The sequence below is a fragment of the Amycolatopsis sp. WAC 04182 genome (genome assembly GCF_003947465.1).
Classification (GTDB): Bacteria; Actinomycetota; Actinomycetes; order Mycobacteriales; family Pseudonocardiaceae; genus Amycolatopsis.
In genome coordinates this window covers 646,573-667,530 of the sequence record NZ_QHJJ01000006.1, presented here as the reverse complement: position 1 = coordinate 667,530, position 20,958 = coordinate 646,573, and the positions used below count along the sequence as shown (strand labels likewise).

Here is a 20,958-nt window from a genome sequence, read left to right as displayed (position 1 = left end):
GCAAATTTTCTTGCTCTCAAAGGAACCCCAAAACGAGGTTCAAATACATAAGCTCTACTGGCTTAGTTCACTAGCACACTGTTGAGTTCTCAAGCAACACACCCCAGATCACACCGAGCAAAACCCGGCCTTATCCGAAGCAGTCATTTCTAGCAGTTTTTGGTGGGACACCCACTCAATCGCACTGAGCGAGAGCTTGGTTCGTGTCCCGGTCGGCCGCTCGGTTTCCCTGGCGACGAAGAGAACTTTACATGGCCGGAAACCCCCGAAAACAGGGGGGTACCTTAACGACATTCATGCAGGTCAGAGGTCATAAACGAGCCCGAAGCAGGCGATCACGCGGTGATCGCCCCAGGAGACCTCGGGTGAACGGCAGGGCAAGAACATTGCTCCGAGTACATTGCACCGTATTGATCCTGTTGATTGCTCCGATTAGCGTCGGGCTCATGAGCACTGCGGAACTCGACGGCATCTCCGTCGCTTACGACGACCTCGGCACCGGGTTGCCCGTCGTCCTCGTCCACGGCCACCCCTTCAACCGTTCGATGTGGCGGCCCCAGGCCGAGCGCTTCAGCCAGGAGGGCTACCGGGTCATCACGGCGGACCTCCGCGGCTACGGCGAGACCACCAAGGCGGCGGACAGCACGAAGACCGGGCTCGACGTCTTCGCCGCCGACATCGTCCGTCTCGCCGATCACCTGGGCCTCGAGCGCTTCGTGCTCGGCGGCCTCTCCATGGGCGGGCAGATCGTCATGGAGTTCCACCGCACCTACCCCGACCGCGTCGCTGGGCTCCTGCTCGCCGACACCTCCCCGCAGGAAGAGACAGAGGAGGGCAGGCGTGTCCGCAACGAGATGGCGGACCGGGTGCTCGCCGAGGGGCTCGACCCTTATGCGGAGGAGGTCCTGACGAAGATGGTCTCCCCGGAGAACGTCCGCACGATGCCGGACGTGGCGGCGCACGTCCTGGAGATGATGCGTACGACGCCCAAGGAAGGAGCGGCGGCCGCGCTCAGGGGCAGGGCCGAGCGCCCGGACTACCGGGAGAGCCTCACCCGGGTGCGAGTGCCGAGCCTCGTCGTGGTCGGGACCGAGGACGAGTTCACGCCCGTCTCGGACGCCGAGCTCATGCACGACCTCATTCCGGGCTCCACCCTGGCGGTGATCGAAGGTGCCGCCCACATGCCTAACCTGGAGCGCGAGGCCGAGTTCAACACCGTGTTCGCCCAGTTCTTGAAAGAGACAAACTGATGCCCCAGAAGACCGTTTTCGTGACCGGTGCCAGCGCCGGGTTCGGCGTCGAGATCGTCCGCCGCTTCGCCGCCGACGGCGCCAAGGTCGTCGCGGCCGCGCGGAGCAAGGACAGGCTCGACAAGCTGGCCGACGAGCTGGGCGAGAACGTCCTCCCCTTCGAGCTCGACGTCCGGGACGCCGACGCGGTGGCCGCGCTCCCCGGCACGCTGCCCGCCGACTTCGCCGAGGTCGACCTGCTGGTCAACAACGCCGGCCTCGCGAAGGGGCTCGAGCCCGCCCATCGGGCGAAGCTCGACGACTGGGACCAGATGATCGACACGAACATCAAGGGGCTCGCGCACCTCACCCGCGCGCTGCTGCCCGGCATGGTCGAGCGCGGCCGCGGGCACGTGATCAACATCGGTTCGGTGGCGGGCTCCTACCCCTATCCCGGTGGCAACGCCTACGGGGCGACCAAGGCGTTCGTGCACCAGTTCAGCCTCAACCTGCGCGCGGACCTGCAGGGCACCGGCGTCCGGGTGACCAACGTCGAGCCGGGCCTGGTCGGCGGGACGGAGTTCTCCGTCGTCCGGTTCGAGGGTGACCAGAGCAAGGCCGACAACGTCTACAAGGGCACGACCCCGCTGACGGCCGCCGATGTCGCCGAGTCCGTCTTCTGGGCGGCTTCGCAGCCGGAGCACGTGAACATCAACGTCATCGAGCTGATGCCGGTGGTGCAGAGCTTCTCCGCGCTGCATATCCATCGGTCGGAGTAGGCCAGTCAGGCAGAGCCTGTCCGTTGAGGGTGGTGGTGGGGCGGGGTCTGGGTAAGACCGAAGAGGTCGAAGAGCGCCTGCTGTTCCGGGCTTCGCTCGGTCAGCAGGCGCCGCGTCCGCGGGCGGCCGCCCGTGGACGGATACCGCAGCACCGTCTCCCCTATCCCCGCGAGGCTGTCCATCAGCTCGCGGACCGACAGGTTCATCCCGGCGCGGTCGGCCTCGCGCCGCATGAGGTGCGTGACCGTGGACGCGAGCACCGTGACCAGCGTGTGCACGGCGATCCGATGCGGGGTCCAGTCCCACCGCGGGGTGGGACCGGTGACCGCGGGACCGGTGAGCCAGCGGAACGTCGAGTCGAGGTGGGTCCGGGCGCGGTACGCGGTGACGACTTCGGACACCGGCCAGTCGTGGTCGGTGACCAGCACCTGCTTGCCGAAGAACTCGTCGTGCAGCCGCGACACAGCGGCGTCGTCGACCTTCCAGGTCAGCCGGATCTCCCCCGGTTTCGTCCCCGCCAAAGAAGGGGAGAGCACCCGTTCGACGCGACGGCCGCGGGTGATCCGCGCGATTTCGGCGTTCACCTGGCCGCGGTCACCCCGGTAGACGCCTGACGCCAGTGCGGCGTCGAGGCCGGCCAGTTCCCGCGTCGCGGTGCTCAGTTCCTCGCCGAACGCGCGGGCCTGCGCGTTGTGCAGGGTCTCCGAGTGAGTCAGGATCACGCGACGGCGCACGCCCGCGACCACGGCTCTGGTGTCGAGGGCGGTCAGCCCGGCGAAGCGCTCCGGGTCGACGGGCTTGCGCGCGGACGGCGGTTTCGACAGCAGCTCCGGATGCTCGGAAAGCGGGAGCGCGCCGACGAAGTGCCGTCCGAGGTCCAGTTGCGCGGCCTGGCCCGCGGTGAAGACCAGCGTGACGGGGTACAGCGAGCGGAGCTGCTCGGCGAGCGCGGCGAACGGCGGCGCCTCTTCCCTCGGGTACACGTGCGACGCCAGCGGGATCGCGCCGTCCTTGGTCACCACCAGGCCAAGTCCGGCGAGTTCGCAGCGGCAGGGGTCGGCCGTGGTGAAGGTGGCGAACTGCGGGACGTCCACGGCGAGCGCGGCGTCGCCCGTCCCCAGCCAGGAGAGCACCGCGTCGGCGACGGCGGTCTCGATCCTGGCGATCCGTTCGGGCGTGAGGCGTTGCAGCGCCCGCCAGTGATTCGGCAGGTCGGCCTTCAGGAACTCCCTCGCGACACCGTCCTCCCACCACGAGGCGAGATCCGTTTCGGGAGCCGTCGCCCGGTGCAGGACGGCGAGCGCGAGATGCGTCCCCAGAGTGGTCGTGGCGCGCTGGGCTCCGACGGCTTCGTCGACCCGGCGCACGAAATCGAGCCGCCGCAGCGTGGCCCACACCGCCGCGACGTCACCGAAGGTCCGGTGACGTGCTTCGCCGGGGGCGGAGACGTCGCCCTCCATCGCGCGCCCGATCTCTTCGGCCGTCCCGAGGTAGCGCTGCGACACGACCCTCGGCTCGCCGTCGACCCGCGCGGAGGTGACGAGGTAGTAGTACGTCCGCCCGCCGACCTTCTTGCCGATCACCGAAGCCACACTTTAGGTAATACACTCGCGCCCCCTGATCGGCAACCGAGATCGCGCTCTGACCAGTGGGAACAGTGACCACACCCACGTGGGTGACGCGGTGGCGGGATGCACACTGGCAGGTGGAGCGAGTCCGGCCATAGCGTGCGGGAATGGCATCGGATGCAGACGCGAACGCCCCCACCACCTCGGCGATGCGCCGGGCACTCGCCAGGGCGCGCGACGGGAAGACCCTCGACATCACCGAGGCCTCGATCCTGCTCCAAGCGCGCGGCGACGACCTCAAGACGCTGTCCGAGCACGCCTCCCGCGTCCGCGACGCCGGACTCGTCGCGGCGGGCCGTCCCGGCGTGGTCACCTACAGCCGTTCGGTGTTCATCCCGCTGACCCGGCTGTGCCGGGACCGATGCGGCTACTGCACCTTCGCGACCGTCCCCGGCCGGGTCGAATCGCCGTTTCTCTCCCCCGACGAGGTCCTCGACATCGCCCGCAAGGGTGCCGCGATGGGGGTCAAGGAAGCGCTGTTCACCCTCGGCGACCGTCCGGAGGACCGCTGGAAGGCGGCGAAGGACTGGCTCGACGCGCACGGCTACGACGACACGCTGTCCTACGTCCGGGCGATGGCGATCCGGGTACTGGAGGAGACCGGCGTCCTGCCTCACCTCAACCCGGGCGTGCTGAGCTGGCAGGACTTCCAGCGGCTCAAGCCGGTTTCGGCGTCGATGGGCATGATGCTGGAGACGACGGCGAAGCGGCTGTACACCGAGAAGGGTGGCCCGCACTACGGCTCGCCCGACAAGGATCCCGACGTGCGCTTGCGGGTGCTGGAGGACGCCGGCCGCAGTTCGGTGCCCTTCACCACGGGCATCCTGATCGGCATCGGCGAGAACTTCGAGGAGCGCGCCGACTCGCTGTTCGCGATCCGCAAGGTCGCGAAGACCTACGGCGGCATCCAGGAAGTGATCGTCCAGAACTTCCGCGCGAAGCCGGACACCAAGATGCGCGCGACCCCGGACGCCGATCTCGAAGAACTCGCCGCGACCATCGCCGTCGCGCGGCTGGTCCTCGGCCCGCGGATGCGGATCCAGGCGCCGCCGAACCTGATCGGCCAGCAGTACGAACTGATGCTGAACGCGGGTATCGACGACTGGGGCGGCGTCTCGCCGCTGACCCCCGACCACGTGAACCCCGAACGCGCGTGGCCGCAGATCGACGAGCTCAAACGCCGTACCGAGGCGCTCGGTTTCACCGTGCGCGAGCGGCTGCCGATCTACCCGGAGTACGTCAAGGCCGGCGAGCCGTGGCTGGATCCGCGGATGAACGCGCATCTCGCGCCGCTGACCGACACCGAGACCGGGCTCGCGATCGAAGAGGCGATCCCGGTCGGCATCCCGTGGCAGGAGCCGGACGGCGGTTGGAAGGAGGCCGGGCGCACCGATCTCCATGTCGAGGTCGACACCGTCGGGCGCACGGAAGACCGCCGCAGCGACTTCGATTCCGTCTACGGCGACTGGGCCGAGATCAAGGGCAACATCAAGACCGCGCCGCAGCGGTTCGACCTCGACATCCGGGATGCCTTGCGCAGCGCGGAAAAGAACCCCGCCGGGCTCTCCGACGACGAGGCTCTGGCGCTGCTGCACGCCGACGGGGCGGAGCTCGACGCCTTCACCAAGATCGCCGACGACCTGCGGCGCGAGGTGAACGGCGACGACGTCACCTTCGTGGTCACGCGGAACATCAACTTCACCAACGTCTGCTACACCGGCTGCCGGTTCTGCGCGTTCGCCCAGCGGCGTACCGACGCCGACGCGTACACGCTTTCGCTGGAGCAGGTCGGCGATCGGGTCGACGAGGCGTGGGCCGCGGGCGCGACCGAGATCTGCATGCAGGGCGGCATCCACCCGGATCTGCCGGGCACCGCGTACTTCGACCTCGCGGCGGAGGTGAAACGCCGTCAGCCGGACATCCACCTGCACTCGTACTCGCCGATGGAGGTCGTCAACGGCGCGTCGCGGACGAACCTCTCGATCGAGGACTGGCTGGCGCGCGCGAAGGAGGCCGGCGTCGACTCGCTGCCGGGCACGGCGGCGGAGATCCTCGACGACGACGTCCGCTGGGTGCTGACGAAGGGCAAACTGCCGACGTCGGAATGGATCAACGTCGTCACCACCGCGCACAAACTCGGCATCACCACGACGTCGACGATGATGTACGGCCACGTCGACACCCCGGCGCACTGGGTCGGGCACCTGAAGCTGCTGGCGAAACTGCAGCGGGAGGGCCTGGAGCGCAACGGGCGGCGCGGGTTCAGCGAGTTCGTGCTGCTGCCGTTCATCCACCAGAGTTCCCCGATCTACCTCGCCGGGCTCGCCAGGGCGGGGACGACGCTGCGCGAGAACCGCGCGGTGCACGCGTTGTCCCGGCTGCTGCTGCACGGAATGATCGACAACATCCAGAGTTCGTGGGTGAAACTCGGCGAAGAGGGCAGCCGCGCCGTGCTCCAGGGCGGGGTCAACGACATCGGCGGGACGCTGATGGAGGAGACGATCAGCCGGATGGCGGGGGCGGCCAACGGGTCGTACAAGACGATCAGCGACATGCGCGCGATGGTCGAACCGCTGGGCCGTCCGCTGCGGCAGCGGACCACGGAGTACGGCACGCCGACGGCCGAGCGGATCGCCGCCGCCCAGGCTTCCGACGGCGTCGCGACCGCGGTGCGGCGGCCGCTGTTGCCGCTTGTCACCAGCTGACGAAAAGTCACTGACGGCCCCCTTATCCGCAGACGAACGCGGATAAGGGGGCCGTCACGTTCCGTGTGGCACCGCTCACAAGGCGCGGGAGTCGCGGGCGTTTTCTGTGCTAAACCCGAGAATCACTTCCGGGCAGCCGAGAGGACGTCGATGACCGCGAGCGCAGTCCAGGTGGCCGATACCGCCCGCTATCCGTTGTCCGAACCGGGAAGCCCCGCGTGGCGCGAAATCGTTTCCCGGACCCGCGCCGAACTGCGGGAAACGGGCTGCAGTGTGCTGGCCGACTTCATCCGTCCGGAGTTGCGTGACGTCCTTCGCGACGAAGGCGCGAAGATCGCTCCGGAGGCGTACGCGAAGGTCGAACGCGTCAACGCCTACAACATCGCCATCGACACTCCGCTGCCGGAGGACCATCCCGGCCGCACGATCATGGAACGCGGCAACGCCTTCGTGGCACGCGACCAGATCCCGGTGACCGCGGTGATCCAGCAGCTGTACACGAGCCGGGAGTTCCAGCGGTTCGTCGCCGACTGCTTCGAACTCCCCGGGCTGCACGAACTCGCCGATCCACTGTCCGGCCTGGTGCTCAACGTGATCGAACCGGGCCGCTCGCATCCGTGGCATTTCGACACCAACGAGTACACGGTCAGCATGCTCACCCAGGAGGCGGCCGACGGCGGTGTCTTCGAATACTGCCCGAACATCCGCTCCGGAACGGCGGAGAACTTCGACGACGTCCGAGCCGTGCTGGCGGGCGAAGGTGATCATCTGATCAGGCGCCTCACTCTGCGTCCTGGCGATCTTCAGCTGTTTCGCGGACGCTTCGCGCTGCACCGTGTGAGTAGTGTTCAAGGGGCAGTCGCCCGCCATTCCGCGATCTTCGCGTACAGCGAGCGTCCTGGGGTCATCGGCAGTCCGGAACGGACGAGACAGCTGTTCGGCCGGGTCCTGCCGGAACACGTCGCTTCGGCGGCGGTCCGGGGCGATCAGCTGCTCGACTAAGTCAGGAGCTTGGCCGTGCCTTTCGATTCGACCGGCAAGATCTCTTTCGACCACATCTACACCGAGCCCGATCCCCGCGCCTTCTTCGGCACTTTGCGCAGGCTGGACTACGACATCCCCCAGCAGGCCAAGGCGTACTTCGCGAAACTGATCGACGAGTACCGCGCGGAGACCGGCGTCAAGGTCCCGACGGTACTCGACCTCGGCTGTTCCTACGGCGTCAACGCGGCGCTGCACCGCTGCGACACCTCGATGGAGCGGCTGTACGACCACTACCGGGACGGCGAATCGCTGAGCCGGGACGAACTGATCGCGCGCGATCGCCGGATGGTCGAGAAGCTCGCCGTCGGCGACGGTGTCCGCTTCATCGGCCTCGACGCCTCCGCGCCCGCTGTGGACTACGCGCTCGCCGCAGGCTTCATCGACGACGCGATCCACGCGGATCTCGAGAGCGAAGACCCGTCAGAGGAGCAGCGCGCGCTGCTGGCCGGCGTCGACATCGTCATCTCGACCGGCTGCGTCGGCTACGTCACGGAGAAGACCCTCGTCCGGATAGCGCGGGAAAACCGGCCGTGGATGGCGCATTTCGTGCTGCGAATGTTCTCCTACGGGCCGGTCGCCGAGAGCCTCGGTGAGCTGGAGTACGACACGACCGGGGTCGACGGCGTCTTCCGGCAGCGGAGATTCGCTTCGGATGAGGAAAAGTCGCAGATCTTGGACAATCTGTCCGTCGCGGGCGTGGACCCGCGTGGGCTGGAAGCCGACGGCCGCCTGTACGCGCGGCTGTACGTCTCCCGGCCGAACGGCGCGGCGGGCGGGCTCGCCTCCGCGCTGAACGCCCTTCCCCTTCGAGATCAAGGATGATCGTGAGCAGTCCGGAACCGTCCACCCGCACGTTCGGCAACGAGGACATCCTGCCGCGGGTCCCCGTCCCCAGCCTGGAGGACACCTGCCGCCGGTTTCTCGAGTGGTGCTCGCCGCTGCTCACCCCCGGCGAGCTGGCGGCGACCGAAGGCGCCGTCACCGAGTTCCTCGCGGCGGGAAGCCCGGCGCACGAACTGCAGAGCGCGCTCGAGGCCTACGACAAGCGGGAAGACGTCCGCAGCTGGCTCGACACCTTCTGGCCGTACCGCTACCTCGGCCGTCGCGACCGGATCGCGCTCAACGCGAACTTCTTCTTCCTGTTCACCGAATCCCCGCTGGGACAGCTGGAGCGCGCGGCCGAACTGGCCGCGTCGGCGGTGGACTACAAGCTGAAGCTCGACGAGGAACTGGTGCCGCCGATCGTGCTGCGCGGGCAGCCGCAGTCGATGGTGCAGCACAAGTACCTGTTCTCGGCGACGCGGATCCCCGGCGCCGTGCAGGACACCGCGCGCACGCCGTACCGCGAGGACTGGCCGGGGCCGTCGAGGGCGCGGCACATCGTGGTCTTCCACCGCGACACCCCGTTCCGGATGGACGTCATCGCGCCGGACGGCCGCCCGTATTCCCCCGAACAGCTGGTCGCGGGATTCCAGACGATCGTGAAGTCGGGGAACTTCGTCGAAGACCCGCAGACCGCCGCCGGGCATTTCACCACCAAGGCCAGGGCGGAATGGGCGGCGACGCGGGAAGCGCTGCTCGCCGCCGGGAACGCGGCCGCGCTCGACGACATCGAGACGGCGTTGTTCTGCCTGTGCCTGGAGGACTTCACGCCGGCGAACACGCAGGAGGCGTGCGACAACCTGCTGCACGGCGACAGCGGGAACCGCTGGTTCGACAAGGCCGTTTCGCTGATCGTGTTCGAGGACGGCACGGCGGGGATCAACGTCGAGCACTGTGAACTGGACGGGACCACGATCCTCGGCTTCACCGACGCGCTGCTGAGCGGAACGCGGCTGGAGCGGCCGCCTGCCGACGGCGTCCCGGCGTCCGAGGTCATCGAGTTCGTCCTGGGCGAGGCACTGCGCGAAGACGCCCGCGCCGCTGCCGCGTCCTTCTCCGAGTACGCCGAAGCGACCGCTACGAAGACGGTGTCCTTCACCGACTTCGGCGCGAAGCGGGCGAAGGAGCTGGGGATGTCCCCGGACGCCTTCGCGCAGATGGCGTACCAGCTCGCGCACAAGCGGGCGAAGGGCATCACCGGCGCGACGTACGAGTCGATCGCGACGCGGCAGTACCAGAACGGGCGCACCGAAGCGATGCGGGTGGTGACGCCCGAAGTGCAGTGGTTCGTCCAGGTGATGGACGATCCCCAGGCCGATCGGCAGACGCGTCAGGCGGCCTTCCGAGCGGCGGCCGCGAAGCACGTCACGCGGGCGAAGGAGTGTCAGGCGGGTGACGCGCCGGAGCAGCACCTGTGGGAGCTGCAGCTGATCCAGAAGCGGCGCGGCGTCGAGGACTCGCCGTCGCTGTACTCGTCACCCGGCTGGCTGAAGATGCGCGACGACTACCTGAGCACCAGCTCGGCGCCGTCGGTGAACATCCAGTACTTCGGCTTCGGGTCGACCAGCCCGCAGTGCATCGGTGTCGCGTACGTGCTGCTGCCGGAGTCGCTGAATCTGTACCTGTGCACGCCGAAGCACGTGGCGCACGAGATGGAGCTGTTCGCGACCGAACTGGACGGCGCGGTGCGGGAGCTGCAGGAGTTGCTGGCCTCTTGAGCGGGGTCTGAGATGGGCCGAAAGCGTCCTTCACCGCGTCTGATGCGGTGAAGGACGCTTTCGGCCCAAGTGCGGCTGTGCGGTCGCCAGAAGCGGGCGCCTACGTGACGGTCGCGGACGCGCTCACGCTGACGGCTTGGCACCCGGGGCTCAAAAACTGAGGCCCTCGAAGAAGTCCGGCGCCGACACGACCACGAGACCGGCGAGTCCCATCGGCAGGGCGGCCAAGGCGACCTGGGCGGCTTGGCGGGGCGAGCGGATTCCCCGCCAAGCCACGAAAGCGATCGCGAGGGCCGTCGCGATCGCCAGGGTTCCGACGCCGGACCGGTCGGACCGCCGGACAAGATCGGCGACCAGCAGACCCACGACCGCCGCGGTGGCCACGGTGCCGCGCCGGTCGCTCCGGCCCAGGGCATCGAGCAGAAATCCGGCGACGAGGCCACCGGCGACCGCCAGACCGCACCACAGTACGAGCGTCGGAAGGTCGATCCGGTAGGCCGTGCCCGGGTACTTGACGCCGTACATCACCGCCTTGCCGAGATAGAACGCGAGTACCGCCGCGATCAGCGCGCACACCGCCCGGACCACCGCCCGCCGCCTCGGCATCCCGGGGACGACCGCGACGATCAGCATGATCCACAGGGTGAAGCTGTGCGCCAGTGGCCGTAACGGCTCGCTGTAGTAGGCGTAGGCACCGATCGCGCCGGACACCGCACCGGCCGCGACCACCGCCACATCGGAGAATCCGAAGCGACGCGCCGCCTCGACCGACATCGTTCCCCCAGCTCAAAAACTGACGCGCTACATCGTGCTCGACCTCAGGAACGCCTGTTCGGAGCCCTCGACCACGAAAGCGGTCCGCGCCTTGGTGGTCGTGGGAAGGCCGCAGGAGAGCCACGCCACGCCGGGCGTCACGAGCCCTTTCAGCTGTTTCGGCACGTCCGGGGCCCCGGCCTTGCACTTGAGCTCGCTGATCATCTTCGACACGGCTTCGGGCCGGAGCTTCACCACCGCGGACAGCTTGAAGACGGACGGCCCGGGCGCCTCGATCCGGCCTTCCGAGGCGCCCATCCTCTCCTCGACCCACGACGCTTCGACGATCTCGCCGATGTCCGGGAAGTCTTCGGCGACCGACGCTGTATCGGTGTGCACGGCCGGTTCCCCGGGCGGCGGCGGTGCCGGGGCACAGGCCGCGATCAGGACGATCGCGGCCGTGGTCCCCAAGATCTTCCCCATGGTGCGCATGGGGAAGATCTTGCCTCAGGCGGTGAGCTTCAGGATGTCGATTCCGCGGGTGTTGTCGGCGACATAGACGTAACCCTTGTGCCAGTAGGGCGCCCACGCGCTGGCGTCCGCCGGGCGGAAGTAGGCGATCTGCTTCGGGTCGGTCGGGTCGCTGACATCGAGGAACCGCGTGCCCTGCGCGTAGAACGACTGCACGAGGACCTTGCCGCGGATGTCGAAGTAGTGCGCGGAGCAGTCACCCGACGCCGGGTCGCTGCCCTCCTGCCCGGCGACGCTCCACGTGCCGACGGACTCGAGACGGAACGGCTTCTCCGGCGTCGAGCGCCAGCCCTCGCCGTTGTACGAGTTCTTCAGCGACGAGATCGTCAGCACGCCGTCGCCGGCGCAGCCGTCGAGGAAGCTCTCTTCGGTGGCGTAGATGAGGTCGCGGCCGTGCCGGCGGTTCGAGTCGGCGCCGTCGGCCGAGCGGTGTCCCGCCGGGTGGAAGCTGTTGTGCATGAACTTCGACGGCGCCGCCGTCTCCTCGACCCCGCCGCCCGCGTAGGGCACCGGGTCGAACGCGGTCGCGCGGCGGACCTTCCCCTGCACGGGATCGCGGTGGTAGCCGCTGGTCCAGTAGCCGCGGACGCCACCCCGCCCGGACACCCACGCCACGCCCTCGGCGTCGACCTGGACGTCGTGCACGTAGTCGGTCTTGCCGTCGTTGCGCGCGAGTTCGATCGGGTTCGGATACGTCTTGGGGTTGCGCGGATCGCGGATGTCGGTCACCCAGATCGGGCGGCCGCCCCACTCCGGGGGCTGGTTCGCGGCCTTCGAGGGGCCGCCGGTCCACAGGTACCGGCAGTCGTCGACGCAGCTGGTCGTGTGGCCGGCGGGCACCTTGGTGTAGCTGAGGATGGCCGGTTTGTCCGGGTTCTTCAGGTCGATGATGTAGATACCGGACTCGCCGGTCTGCGTGGTGCCGCCGTAGGCCCGCGGGTCACGCGCGAGGAAGACGAGCTTGCGCTTGACGTCCACCTCGGTGTCCTCGGTCTCCCACAGACCGGGAAGGCTGACCTCGCCGATCAGCTTCGGCGCGGTGGGGTTCTTCGTGAGGTCGTAGACCTTCAGGCCGAACTCGCCCGAAACGGCCATGACGTCACGTTTGCCGTACTGCAGGAACCCCATCGCGATGGCGCCTTGCGCGTCGGGCACGTTGCCGACGGCCTTGACGTTCTTCACCGCGCCGGGGGCACCCGCGACGCGGACCTTCTCGCCCGCCGGTTTGTCCTCCTCGCCGCAGGCCGCGGCGGGCAGACCGGTGGCGATCAGGGTCGCGGTGACCGTGGCGAGCGCCAGGCACGAACGAAGCAACCAGTTTCCTCGCACAGAAACCTCCCAGGCTGGTTCCTGCACCTTATGATCGCCGCTTTGCTCGCACAACCGCCGTTGGTCGGCGTGAGACTGCTATGACATGACCATGCGCTTGCGTCTTCTGGTCCCGCTCCTGGCCACCGCCCTCGTCGCGGCGGGCTGCACGGAATCCGGCGAACCGCCCGCACCGGACGTTCTTCGCGTGGGCTTGGCCGCCCCGGCGTCCCTGCTACCCGCCGACGTCCGCGACCAGTCCGGGCGGATGGTCGCCGGCGCGCTGTGGACGCCGCTGGCCGACTACGACCCCGCGACGGGGAGGTCGACGCCGCGGGCGGCCGAAGCGTTCACCAGTTCCGATCGGATCACGTGGACGGTGAAACTCAAGGACGGCGGGAAGTTCCACGACGGCACCCCGGTGACCGCGCAGTCCTATGTGGACACCTGGAAGGTGATCGGCGCGGAGCGGTGGCAGGCGTCGCGGGTGGTCAAGGATCTCTTGCGGGCCAAGGAGATCACCGCGCCGGATCCGCTGACCATCCGGCTCGTGCTCGACCGGCCGTCCGGCCAGATCCCCGCCCTGCTCTCGTCGCCCGCGCTGGTCCCGTTGCCCGCGTCGGCACTGTCTTCCCGTGACTGGGCCGGATTCGCGCAGCGGCCCGTCGGCAACGGGCCGTTCCGGCTGGACGGCTCGTGGCAGCCGTCGGGCGGCAAACTGATCCGCGTGGCGGACGCGCCGGGCAAAGCGCGCGTGATCGAACTCAAGACCGGCGACGCGGCGACGCAGTACGACGAGGTCAAGGCCGGGAAACTCGACCTCTCCACGTTCGTCCCCGGCGATCGCCATGGGGCCATGCACGCCGATTTCGCGCAGCGGCACGTGATGTGGGCCCTGCCCACCGTCGCCTACCTCGGGTTTCCCCTGACCGCACCGCATTTCTCCGACGCGACCGTCCGACACGGCTTCGCGCTCGGGATCGACCGCGCGGCACTGGAGGCCGGCGTCCTCGGCAAGCAGGTGGATCCGGCGAAATCGCTGCTGCCGGCCGCCGTCGCACCGGGCGAGCGCAGCAGCACCTGCCGTCCTTGCACGTTCGACGCCGGGGCCGGGAAATCCCTGCTGACGCAAGCGGAATTCCCCGCCACACCTGTCCACTTCGGACAGTCACCGGCAGGCTGGCTGCGTCCGCTCGCGGAGCAGGTCAGCACGGCCGTCGGCGTCCCGCTCGCCGCGGAGCCCGGACAGGGACCGTTCGCGATCGACGTCGGTCTGATGACGCCGAGCCCGCAAGAGGTGCTGACCGAGATCGCGAAGGCGACCGGCTATCAGAGCGACGGATTCGCCGACCTGCTGAAATCGGCCGAGGAGATCGAAGCAGGCGAAAGCGGCGAGGTCTACCGGCTGGTGGAGAACCACTTGCTCCGGGACCTCCCGGTCGTGCCGCTGTGGTCCGGGCACGGGCACGCCGTCTGGGCGGACCGGGTGGGCGACGTCAAGGCGACGGCGTTCGGCGGGGTGGACCTGTCAGGCGCTTCCGTGCGGTGACCCGAGCGTGCACTCCCCCGCGACGACGTCGATGAAGGCCGAGGTCAGCGGGTCGGGCGTGCTGCGGCAGTAGGCGGCGAGCGTGCGCCGGATCGCCGGTTCGGGCCGCAGGACGCGGCCGTGGAAGCCTTCGGGCAGGACGTTGGCCGGGACCAGCGCGGGACCGAGCCCCGCCGCCGCGAGCACGGGGGCCGCCGCGCTCTGTTCGGTCCGGACCGCGGCCCTCGGCTGGAACCCCGCCGCGGCGCACGCCTGGTCGACGAGGTCGGCGAGACCGTTACCCGGCGCGTAGTGCACCCACGCGCAGTCGGCGAGGGTCGCCAGATCGACGACGCCGGTGCCGTCGTCCTCGCGCGGCCCGTCGATCGGCAGGACCACGACGAACTCCTCGGCACCGATTTCGCGGACCGGCCCGTCCCAGCCCGGCGGCACCGGGCCGACCGCGACGTCGGCCTCCCCCGCCGCCATGGCCTCCCGGAGCTCGTCCGCGTGCCGGAACTCCACCAGCCGGACGTCGACCTCCGGCCGCTCCCGGCGCCAGATCCGCAACGCCGCGGGCAGGACGCCGATGCCGACCGAATAGACCGTCGCGATCTGGAGTTCCCCGGCCTCCAGCCCGGACGCCTGCCGGGCCGCGCACCGCGCGCGTTCGGCGTCGGCGAGGGTGGCGCGGGCGTGCGGCAGCATGGCGCGCCCCATCGGAGTGAGCCGGACGCTGCGGGGCAGCCGTTCGAGCAGCGGGCCGCCGACGCCCTTCTCCAGCGCGCGCACCTGATGCGACAGCGCGGGCTGCGTCACGTGCAGCAACTCGGCGGCCTTGGTGAAGGAGCCGGTGTCCACGACGGTCACCAGGTACTCGAGTTGCCGCAAGCTTGTCATGAAGAGAGTTTATCGGAGTAGTGATATCTATGCCTTGGACTTATCTCCGTGGCGGGTCCAGGCTTGAGGACATGAACGAAGAACGCAAGGTCGCCCTGGTCGCCGGGGCCAACGGGGTCATCGGCAAGAACCTGATCGAGCACCTGGAGACCCTGCCCGGCTGGCGCGTCATCGGCCTGTCGCGCCGCGGCGGTCCGGGCCAGATCGCCGTCGACCTGCTCGACGCGGACGACACCCGCGCGAAGCTCGGCGGACTGGACGACGTCACGCACGTGTTCTACGCGGCCTATGTCGACAAGCCGACGTGGGCCGAACTGGTCGCGCCGAACCTGGCGATGCTGACCAACCTCGTCGACGCGATCGAACCCGCCGCGCCCGGATTGCGCCACATCAGCCTCATGCAGGGCTACAAGGTCTACGGCGCCCACCTCGGCCCGTTCAAGACCCCGGCGCGCGAAGACGACGCCGGGCACATGCCGCCCGAGTTCAATGTGGACCAGCAGCAGTTCCTGGAACGGCGTCAGGCCGGGAAGACCTGGACGTGGTCGGCGATCCGGCCGTCGGTGGTCGGCGGCACCGCGCTGGGCAATCCGATGAACCTCGCGCTGGCCATCGCGGTCTACGCGTCGATCTCGAAGGAACTCGGCCTGCCGCTGCGCTTCCCCGGCAAACCCGGCGCGTACGACAGCCTCCTGGAGATGACCGACGCCGGACTGCTGGCGAAGGCCACCGTCTGGGCCACCGATTCGGAAAACGAGGCGTACAACATCGCGAACGGCGACCTGTTCCGGTGGAGCGATCTCTGGCCGCGGATCGCGAAGTACTTCGACCTGGAGGTGGCGCCGCCGCTCCCGATGTCGCTGGACGTCGTAATGGCGGACAAGGAAGAACTCTGGACGTCGATCGCCGCGAAGTACGGCCTCGACGTGCCCTACAGTGCCGTTTCCTCGTCGTGGGGGTTCGCGGACTTCGTGTTCGGCTGGGACTACGACATGTTCGCGGACGGCTCGAAGGCCCGGCGGGCCGGTTTCCACGAATACGCGGAGACCTCGGCGATGTTCTTCCGGTTGTTCGACGAGTTCCGGAAGGCGAAGGTGATCCCGTAGGCCGCGGTTGCCGCCGGAGTGGCCGGGACCCCAGCGAGAGACCAGGAGAGCCCGGGGCGAAGGGGACTTTCCCCGCATGCGATGCGACGAAAGCGCCCTTCACCGCGTGAGATGAGGGGAAAGTCCCCTTCAGCCACGCTAACCCCGTCCGATGTACGGCATCGCGGTCGCCGTGACGGTCAGGAACTGGACGTTCGCGTCCAGCGGCAGCCCGGCCATGTACAGCACGGCGTCCGCGACGTGCCGGGCGTCGAAGGTCGGCTCGGCCTTGACGCTGCCGTCGGCCTGCGGGATCCCGTCGGCCATCCGCAGCGTCATCTCGGTGGCGGCGTTGCCGATGTCGATCTGTCCACAGGCGACGTTCCAGGCGCGCCCGTCGAGGGAGATCGACTTCGTCAGCCCGGTCACCGCGTGTTTCGTCGCCGTGTAGGCGACGGCCGCGGGGCGCGGGGCGTGCGCGGAGATCGAGCCGTTGTTGATGATCCGGCCGCCGCGCGGGTCCTGGGCCTTCATCAGCCGCACGGCCTGCTGCGCGCACAGGAACATCCCGGTCAGGTTGGTGTCGACGGCGCGTTTCCAGTCCGCGAAGGACAGTTCGTCGACGGTCCCGCCCACCGAGACACCCGCGTTGTTCACCAGGAGATCCAGCCTCCCCCAGTCCGCGCGGACCGTCTCGAACAACGCGGCGACGGAATCCGGATCGGCGACGTCCGTGGGTACGGGAAGCGCGTTCGCGTCGCCGCCGGCGGTCTCGGCCAGCGCTTCCGCGCGGCGGCCGGCGAGGGCGACCCGGTAACCGGCGCCGAGTAACGCGCGGGAGATCTCCCTGCCGAGCCCGGAACCCGCCCCGGTGACGACCGCGGTCCTGCCGTTGCCCATCGAACCTCCTCGCAGACCGTGCCGGACCGATCCGGCTCGGTGATTGTTTTGCGATTACCCGCGTCCGTTCAGGCTAGCGCGCCGCCGTCGGCGGAAAACGTTCACCCGTCGGCCGTCGCGCCTTCACGAAAACCGGTAACCCCTTCACCACATCGAGGCGATTCACCGGATGTGCCCAGGGGGAATTCACACCGTTCACTTCGTCGCCGGAGTGGTGGACAGTGAAGAAGAATCCGCGCTTCCAGCTGGTCCAGACCGGCGATCAGACCATCCGATGGCGGCTGCTCGGCGGCAACAACGTGTCGCTGGGTTCGGCGCCCGACGACTATCCGCGAGCCGAGGAATGCCTCGCCGCGATCGCCTGGCTCAGCGCCCATGTTTCCGAACTGACCAGCGATTTCAGTCATCTCAGCGGCGGGCGGTGGCGGTGGCGCCTGCACCGGGAAGACCGCATCGTCGCGATCGCCAGCCATGCCTACGGGCGGCGTATCGAGGCTCAGCGCGGGCTCGACCGATTCCGCTCGGCCACCACCGAGGCGCCTATCGGCGAAGGGATCGAGACCATCTCCGATTGGCGCCGGAAATACCGTCGCGATTCCGGCGGTATTTCACCGAATCGTTCTCCGTGACGGCCGCTCACGGAAAGTGCGTTCCCCGGAGATTAACCACCATGACGTCGGGCGGGAACGCGAAGCACCGTCGCCGGACAGTGTTGCGGAGCGAGGATTGCGGCAAGTCACGGAATCCCGTGACGACTTGGGGACTAGAGAAAGAGTGCAAACAAGATGCGTGCTCGTACCACTCGGTTTCTCGGCGCCACCGCCATCGCCGCCTGTGCCTGCCTCACCCTGACCGGCACCGCCTCGGCGGTCGCCCCGGCCAACGGCCTCGAAGACGTCCTGGCCGCGGCGGGCTCGGACACCACCGTCGACATCACCGGCGCGATCCTGGCCAACGCCAACGGCGCCGCCTGGAACACCGACCCCGACAACCACGTCAACATCCCGCCGCTGCTCGCCGCGGGCGGCACCTTCACCGTTCCCGGTGACCTGTACGCCGACCAGGTCGTCTACAACACCACGACCACCCTACCGCCGAACGGCTCGTCCCAGGGCAAGGCCGCGCTCAAGGCCTCCGGTGACGCGGGCGACGGCAAGATCGACATCGCGCGGTCGTCGTCGCCCCGCGGTTCGTCCGACCCCGCGTCGTTCGAGTACTACTCCTTCGCCACCGACGGTGTCACCTGGTCGTCCTCGGCGAGCGGCTCGGGCGCGGGCCTGTCCCTCACGCTGGCGCAGCTGCGCGGCATCTACGACGGCTCCATCACCAACTGGAACCAGGTCGGTGGCGCCAACGCCGCCATCGTCGTCTACCTGCCCCAGACCGGCTCCGGCACGCTGAGCTTCTTCACCACCACCGTCCTCGGCTTCGACCCCACCACCAAGCCGGTCACCATCAAGCGGTTCCAGGAGCACGACGGCAACTCCATCCCCACCGCCGACCGCGCCAACGCGATCGCCCCGTTCTCCATCGCGCAGTGGATCGCCCAGGGCAACGCGGTGACCGCCGACAAGCGCGCGGGCTTCACCGTGAACCCGCTGACCGGTGCCGGCTTCGACGGCTCCCCGGTCGCCGGTTCGTCGGGCAACTACACCCCGGCCTTCACCACGGCGTTCCTCGGCTCGCGCAGCGTCTACCACGTCCTCGACACCCGCACCCCGAGCTACGACCAGGCCCAGCGCGCCGTCGGCTTCGCCGCCGGTGACACGGCCGCGACCGCCAGCCCGCTGTGCGGTGGCCAGCTCGCCACCACCATCAAGCGGTACGGCTTCCTGACCGTCTCGGGCCCGAACGGCCTGTCCTGCGTCAAGTCCTGACCCGGCACAACAAGAAACGGCCCGGCGCGCTCGCGCACCGGGCCGTTTTCCTTGTCCTGAGAGTGTTGTTACTTCGGGGCGACGCCCAGCGCGGCGAGCGCCGGGTCGGTCATGATCACGCCCGCGCCGGTGACCGGGTCGAAGCCCGGGGCGCCGAGGTCGATCGCGGTCGACACGAGCGCGTTCCGGATCTCGGCCTGGGTCGCGGCCGGCTTGCCCTGCTTCAGCAGCGCGGCGATGGCGGCGGCGCTCGGCGCGGCGGCCGAGGTCCCGAAGAACGGCTGGAAGCCGGTCACCGAGGTCGCGACGCCGTCGGCCGCGGTGATGTCCGGCTTGTTCCGCGTCGCGCCACCGGTCGAGGAAACGTTGCCGGGGGTGATCACCGAACCGTCCGGGTTGTAGAACTGGTGACGGCGACCGTCCGAAGTGAACCGTTCCCACTTGCTGGCGGCGGTGAACAGACCCGGGTACGGACCGGCCGGGTTCGCCGGGTCACCGGCTTCGAGCGCGCGGCCGAAGGCACCGGCGGCCGGGGCGGCCGCGACACTGAAGGCGTTGACGGCCGCCGAGTGACCGGAGGTGACACCGTTGGTGCTGAAGGCTTTCAGGTCACCCGAGGGGACGAAGCGGCCGCGGATCACGTTGAGCGCGATGAACCGGTCCTCGCCGCTGTACTTGACCACGGCGACCTTGAAGCCCGATCCGCTGGCCGGGACCTGCGCGATCTCGTACGGGTTCTGGGTGCCGTTCTGCGCGCCCTCGCTGGAGGCGACGACCGCACCGGACGAGTTCAGGACGAACAGGTCGTAGTCGCTGGTGGCCTTGCCCCACGGGTCGGACCAGAACAGGGTGACGTAGCGGCCGACCGAGTTCGGCGAAAGCGCGTTGTACAGCTGGGTCGTGGCGCTCGGGTCGAAGTCGTGCGGCGTCCCGGTGATCCCGGAGATCTTGCTGCTGGAGCCGCGGAAGTCACCTTCGTAGTAGCCGCTGGTGCCGTCGGTCAGGTTGCCCGAGTTCCCCGCGGAGGAGAAGTAGAGCGCGCCGGCCGCGGTCACGTCGTTGACGGCCTGCGCGACCGGGCCGTCCTGGAACGGCGACTCGTCGAAGTAGGAGACGTCGTCGACGATGATCGTGCACTTGCCGGTGGTCCGCAGGGCGCGGATGTTGTCGGCGAAGCTCTGCTCGCTGGTGAAGGCGGTCGCGAAACCGAGCGCGGCGCCGGGCGCCATGTCGTGGATGATCTCCAGCATCGCGGTGCCCTCGTCACCGCTGCCCGCCTGGCCGGGGAGGACGTCGACGGCGGGGAGTTCGCCGGCGGTCTGCGACGCCTGGAGCGACTTGATGCCGTCCGAGAGCACGCAGACCTTCTGGCCCGCGCCGGTGACGCCGTACTTGGTCCGGGCGGTGTCGTTGCCGTGCGCCTTGTCGCCCTCGGCGACCTGCAGCGCGGCGGCGGTCTTCTTGGCCGCGGCCTGCCGCCGGTCCTGCGGCGCGGACTCGTTCCAGGTCATGGCCTGGGAGGCGGCCTTGACCTCGGCGACGTCACCGCGTCCGGCGATCGCGTCGACGGCGGTCAGGGGGAGGTCGGCGCGGATCGCACCGGCGGGCGAGGCGTAGCGGACGGTGCCGCCCGCCGCCTTGACGGCGTCCACCAGGGACTGTCCAGCGCCCTTGATATCCACCGCGACCGTGCCGGCGTCGCTGACGCCCAGCCCGGTGCGGTACTCGGGCAGCTTGCCCGCCAGGCCCTTGTCGGCGCGGAGGCGCTTTTCGACGACGAGCTGGCTCGACTGCTTGCGCTCGGCCGGGGTGAGGCTCTTCTTGATGCTCTGCAGCGCGCTGATCCCGGCCTGGGTGCGCACCTCTTCCGACGGCTGGGCACCGGAAACCGCGGTCGACAGCAGCAAAGCGCCGACCGCGACCGGAACCGAGCATGTGACCACCCGGCTGAATCTGCTCATCGAAAACTCTCCCTGATTCTGGCCAACACAGCCCGTGACAGGAATCCCTTCGGTTGCCCGAATGAATTACCCCTGACCGGGTGTAATGGGGAGAATCTAAAGAGCGATCAGTGAGGAGTCCACCGACCAA

The 20,958-nt window shown here is 68.9% G+C and carries 17 protein-coding genes; 10 read left to right on the top strand and 7 right to left on the bottom strand.

Annotated features, from left to right (window positions below; all coding sequences use genetic code 11):
* Positions 1-446: 446 nt before the first annotated feature.
* Both DMH01_RS32190 and DMH01_RS32185 read left to right on the top strand, forming a co-directional pair.
* Positions 447-1,250, top strand: coding sequence for an alpha/beta fold hydrolase (locus tag DMH01_RS32190; protein ID WP_125681386.1), 804 nt, complete (start codon positions 447-449; stop codon positions 1,248-1,250).
* Positions 1,250-2,008: an SDR family oxidoreductase gene (locus DMH01_RS32185; RefSeq protein ID WP_125681384.1), complete on the top strand. Its 759-nt coding sequence runs from the start codon at positions 1,250-1,252 to the stop codon at positions 2,006-2,008. Before DMH01_RS32190 ends, DMH01_RS32185 begins: the two co-directional genes overlap by 1 nt.
* A 5-nt stretch (positions 2,009-2,013) precedes the next feature.
* Here DMH01_RS32185 and DMH01_RS32180 read toward each other — a convergent pair whose 3' ends face one another.
* Positions 2,014-3,591, bottom strand: a complete 1,578-nt coding sequence (locus DMH01_RS32180) for a transposase (protein ID WP_370323570.1) — start codon at positions 3,589-3,591, stop codon at positions 2,014-2,016.
* A 152-nt stretch (positions 3,592-3,743) separates the two neighbouring features.
* On the opposite strand from DMH01_RS32180, the gene DMH01_RS32175 reads away from it, so the two are divergent.
* The 4 genes from DMH01_RS32175 to DMH01_RS32160 all read left to right on the top strand — a co-directional run bounded on the left by DMH01_RS32175 (position 3,744) and on the right by DMH01_RS32160 (position 9,985).
* Entirely contained in the window at positions 3,744-6,341 is a 2,598-nt protein-coding gene (locus DMH01_RS32175; RefSeq protein WP_125681374.1) for a bifunctional FO biosynthesis protein CofGH, read from the top strand.
* A gap of 150 nt (positions 6,342-6,491) precedes the next feature.
* Positions 6,492-7,343 carry an arpA protein gene (locus DMH01_RS32170; RefSeq protein WP_125681372.1) on the top strand — a complete coding sequence of 284 codons (852 nt, stop codon included), beginning with the start codon at positions 6,492-6,494 and terminating at the stop codon, positions 7,341-7,343.
* Positions 7,344-7,358: 15 nt separating this feature from the next.
* Positions 7,359-8,207: a class I SAM-dependent methyltransferase gene (locus DMH01_RS32165; RefSeq protein ID WP_125681370.1), complete on the top strand. Its 849-nt coding sequence runs from the start codon at positions 7,359-7,361 to the stop codon at positions 8,205-8,207.
* Positions 8,204-9,985, top strand: a complete 1,782-nt coding sequence (locus DMH01_RS32160) for a choline/carnitine O-acyltransferase (RefSeq protein WP_199745706.1) — start codon at positions 8,204-8,206, stop codon at positions 9,983-9,985. Before DMH01_RS32165 ends, DMH01_RS32160 begins: the two co-directional genes overlap by 4 nt.
* 150 nt (positions 9,986-10,135) lie before the next feature.
* Here the strand turns inward: DMH01_RS32160 and DMH01_RS32155 are convergent, their stop codons facing one another.
* From DMH01_RS32155 to DMH01_RS32145, 3 genes are read right to left on the bottom strand one after another with little or no spacing between them, the layout of a single operon-like run.
* A complete protein-coding gene (locus tag DMH01_RS32155) occupies positions 10,136-10,759 on the bottom strand; it encodes a DUF6518 family protein (RefSeq protein ID WP_125681366.1) in 624 nt (207 codons plus the stop codon).
* A 27-nt stretch (positions 10,760-10,786) separates the two neighbouring features.
* Positions 10,787-11,230 carry a hypothetical protein gene (locus tag DMH01_RS32150; protein WP_125681364.1) on the bottom strand — a complete coding sequence of 148 codons (444 nt, stop codon included), beginning with the start codon at positions 11,228-11,230 and terminating at the stop codon, positions 10,787-10,789.
* A 15-nt stretch (positions 11,231-11,245) separates the two neighbouring features.
* The gene (locus DMH01_RS32145; protein ID WP_125681362.1) at positions 11,246-12,583 is read right to left on the bottom strand and encodes an LVIVD repeat-containing protein; all 1,338 of its coding nucleotides are present in this window, start codon (positions 12,581-12,583) and stop codon (positions 11,246-11,248) included.
* Between the two features lie 100 nt (positions 12,584-12,683).
* Between DMH01_RS32145 and DMH01_RS32140 the strand changes: the two genes are divergently transcribed.
* Positions 12,684-14,126: an ABC transporter substrate-binding protein gene (locus DMH01_RS32140; protein WP_125681360.1), complete on the top strand. Its 1,443-nt coding sequence runs from the start codon at positions 12,684-12,686 to the stop codon at positions 14,124-14,126.
* Here DMH01_RS32140 and DMH01_RS32135 read toward each other — a convergent pair.
* Positions 14,106-15,005, bottom strand: a complete 900-nt coding sequence (locus DMH01_RS32135) for a LysR family transcriptional regulator (RefSeq protein ID WP_125681358.1) — start codon at positions 15,003-15,005, stop codon at positions 14,106-14,108. The genes DMH01_RS32140 and DMH01_RS32135 overlap by 21 nt on opposite strands.
* A 71-nt stretch (positions 15,006-15,076) precedes the next feature.
* Between DMH01_RS32135 and DMH01_RS32130 the strand changes: the two genes are divergently transcribed.
* Positions 15,077-16,111 (top strand): SDR family oxidoreductase, encoded by a 1,035-nt coding sequence (locus DMH01_RS32130; RefSeq protein WP_125681356.1) that lies wholly within the window; start codon positions 15,077-15,079, stop codon positions 16,109-16,111.
* Between the two features lie 138 nt (positions 16,112-16,249).
* On the opposite strand, the gene DMH01_RS32125 is transcribed toward DMH01_RS32130, so the two are convergent.
* On the bottom strand, positions 16,250-16,990 hold the full coding sequence (locus DMH01_RS32125; RefSeq protein WP_125681354.1) for an SDR family oxidoreductase: 741 nt from the start codon (positions 16,988-16,990) through the stop codon (positions 16,250-16,252).
* A gap of 221 nt (positions 16,991-17,211) precedes the next feature.
* Between DMH01_RS32125 and DMH01_RS32120 the strand changes: the two genes are divergently transcribed.
* Together DMH01_RS32120 and DMH01_RS32115 are read left to right on the top strand one after the other, a co-directional pair.
* Positions 17,212-17,619 carry a DUF1508 domain-containing protein gene (locus DMH01_RS32120; RefSeq protein WP_125681352.1) on the top strand — a complete coding sequence of 136 codons (408 nt, stop codon included), beginning with the start codon at positions 17,212-17,214 and terminating at the stop codon, positions 17,617-17,619.
* A gap of 156 nt (positions 17,620-17,775) precedes the next feature.
* Complete coding sequence (locus tag DMH01_RS32115; protein WP_125681350.1) at positions 17,776-18,867, top strand: substrate-binding domain-containing protein; 1,092 nt, start codon at positions 17,776-17,778, stop codon at positions 18,865-18,867.
* A 68-nt stretch (positions 18,868-18,935) separates the two neighbouring features.
* Here DMH01_RS32115 and DMH01_RS32110 read toward each other — a convergent pair whose 3' ends face one another.
* Positions 18,936-20,828, bottom strand: coding sequence for a S8 family serine peptidase (locus tag DMH01_RS32110; RefSeq protein WP_125681348.1), 1,893 nt, complete (start codon positions 20,826-20,828; stop codon positions 18,936-18,938).
* Between the last annotated feature and the right edge of the window lie 130 nt (positions 20,829-20,958).

What these genes read in the sequence shown, in the direction of transcription:
- DMH01_RS32140 (WP_125681360.1), top strand. Translation starts at nt 12,684, where the DNA reads ATGACCATGCGCTTGCGTCTTCTGGTCCCGCTCCTGGCCACCGCCCTC.
- DMH01_RS32130 (WP_125681356.1), top strand. Translation starts at nt 15,077, where the DNA reads ATGAACGAAGAACGCAAGGTCGCCCTGGTCGCCGGGGCCAACGGGGTC.
- DMH01_RS32135 (WP_125681358.1), bottom strand. Translation starts at nt 15,005, where the DNA reads ATGACAAGCTTGCGGCAACTCGAGTACCTGGTGACCGTCGTGGACACC.
- DMH01_RS32190 (WP_125681386.1), top strand. Translation starts at nt 447, where the DNA reads ATGAGCACTGCGGAACTCGACGGCATCTCCGTCGCTTACGACGACCTC.
- DMH01_RS32170 (WP_125681372.1), top strand. Translation starts at nt 6,492, where the DNA reads ATGACCGCGAGCGCAGTCCAGGTGGCCGATACCGCCCGCTATCCGTTG.
- DMH01_RS32175 (WP_125681374.1), top strand. Translation starts at nt 3,744, where the DNA reads ATGGCATCGGATGCAGACGCGAACGCCCCCACCACCTCGGCGATGCGC.
- DMH01_RS32155 (WP_125681366.1), bottom strand. Translation starts at nt 10,759, where the DNA reads ATGTCGGTCGAGGCGGCGCGTCGCTTCGGATTCTCCGATGTGGCGGTG.
- DMH01_RS32150 (WP_125681364.1), bottom strand. Translation starts at nt 11,230, where the DNA reads ATGCGCACCATGGGGAAGATCTTGGGGACCACGGCCGCGATCGTCCTG.
- DMH01_RS32110 (WP_125681348.1), bottom strand. Translation starts at nt 20,828, where the DNA reads ATGAGCAGATTCAGCCGGGTGGTCACATGCTCGGTTCCGGTCGCGGTC.
- DMH01_RS32125 (WP_125681354.1), bottom strand. Translation starts at nt 16,990, where the DNA reads ATGGGCAACGGCAGGACCGCGGTCGTCACCGGGGCGGGTTCCGGGCTC.
- DMH01_RS32160 (WP_199745706.1), top strand. Translation starts at nt 8,204, where the DNA reads ATGATCGTGAGCAGTCCGGAACCGTCCACCCGCACGTTCGGCAACGAG.
- DMH01_RS32185 (WP_125681384.1), top strand. Translation starts at nt 1,250, where the DNA reads ATGCCCCAGAAGACCGTTTTCGTGACCGGTGCCAGCGCCGGGTTCGGC.
- DMH01_RS32115 (WP_125681350.1), top strand. Translation starts at nt 17,776, where the DNA reads ATGCGTGCTCGTACCACTCGGTTTCTCGGCGCCACCGCCATCGCCGCC.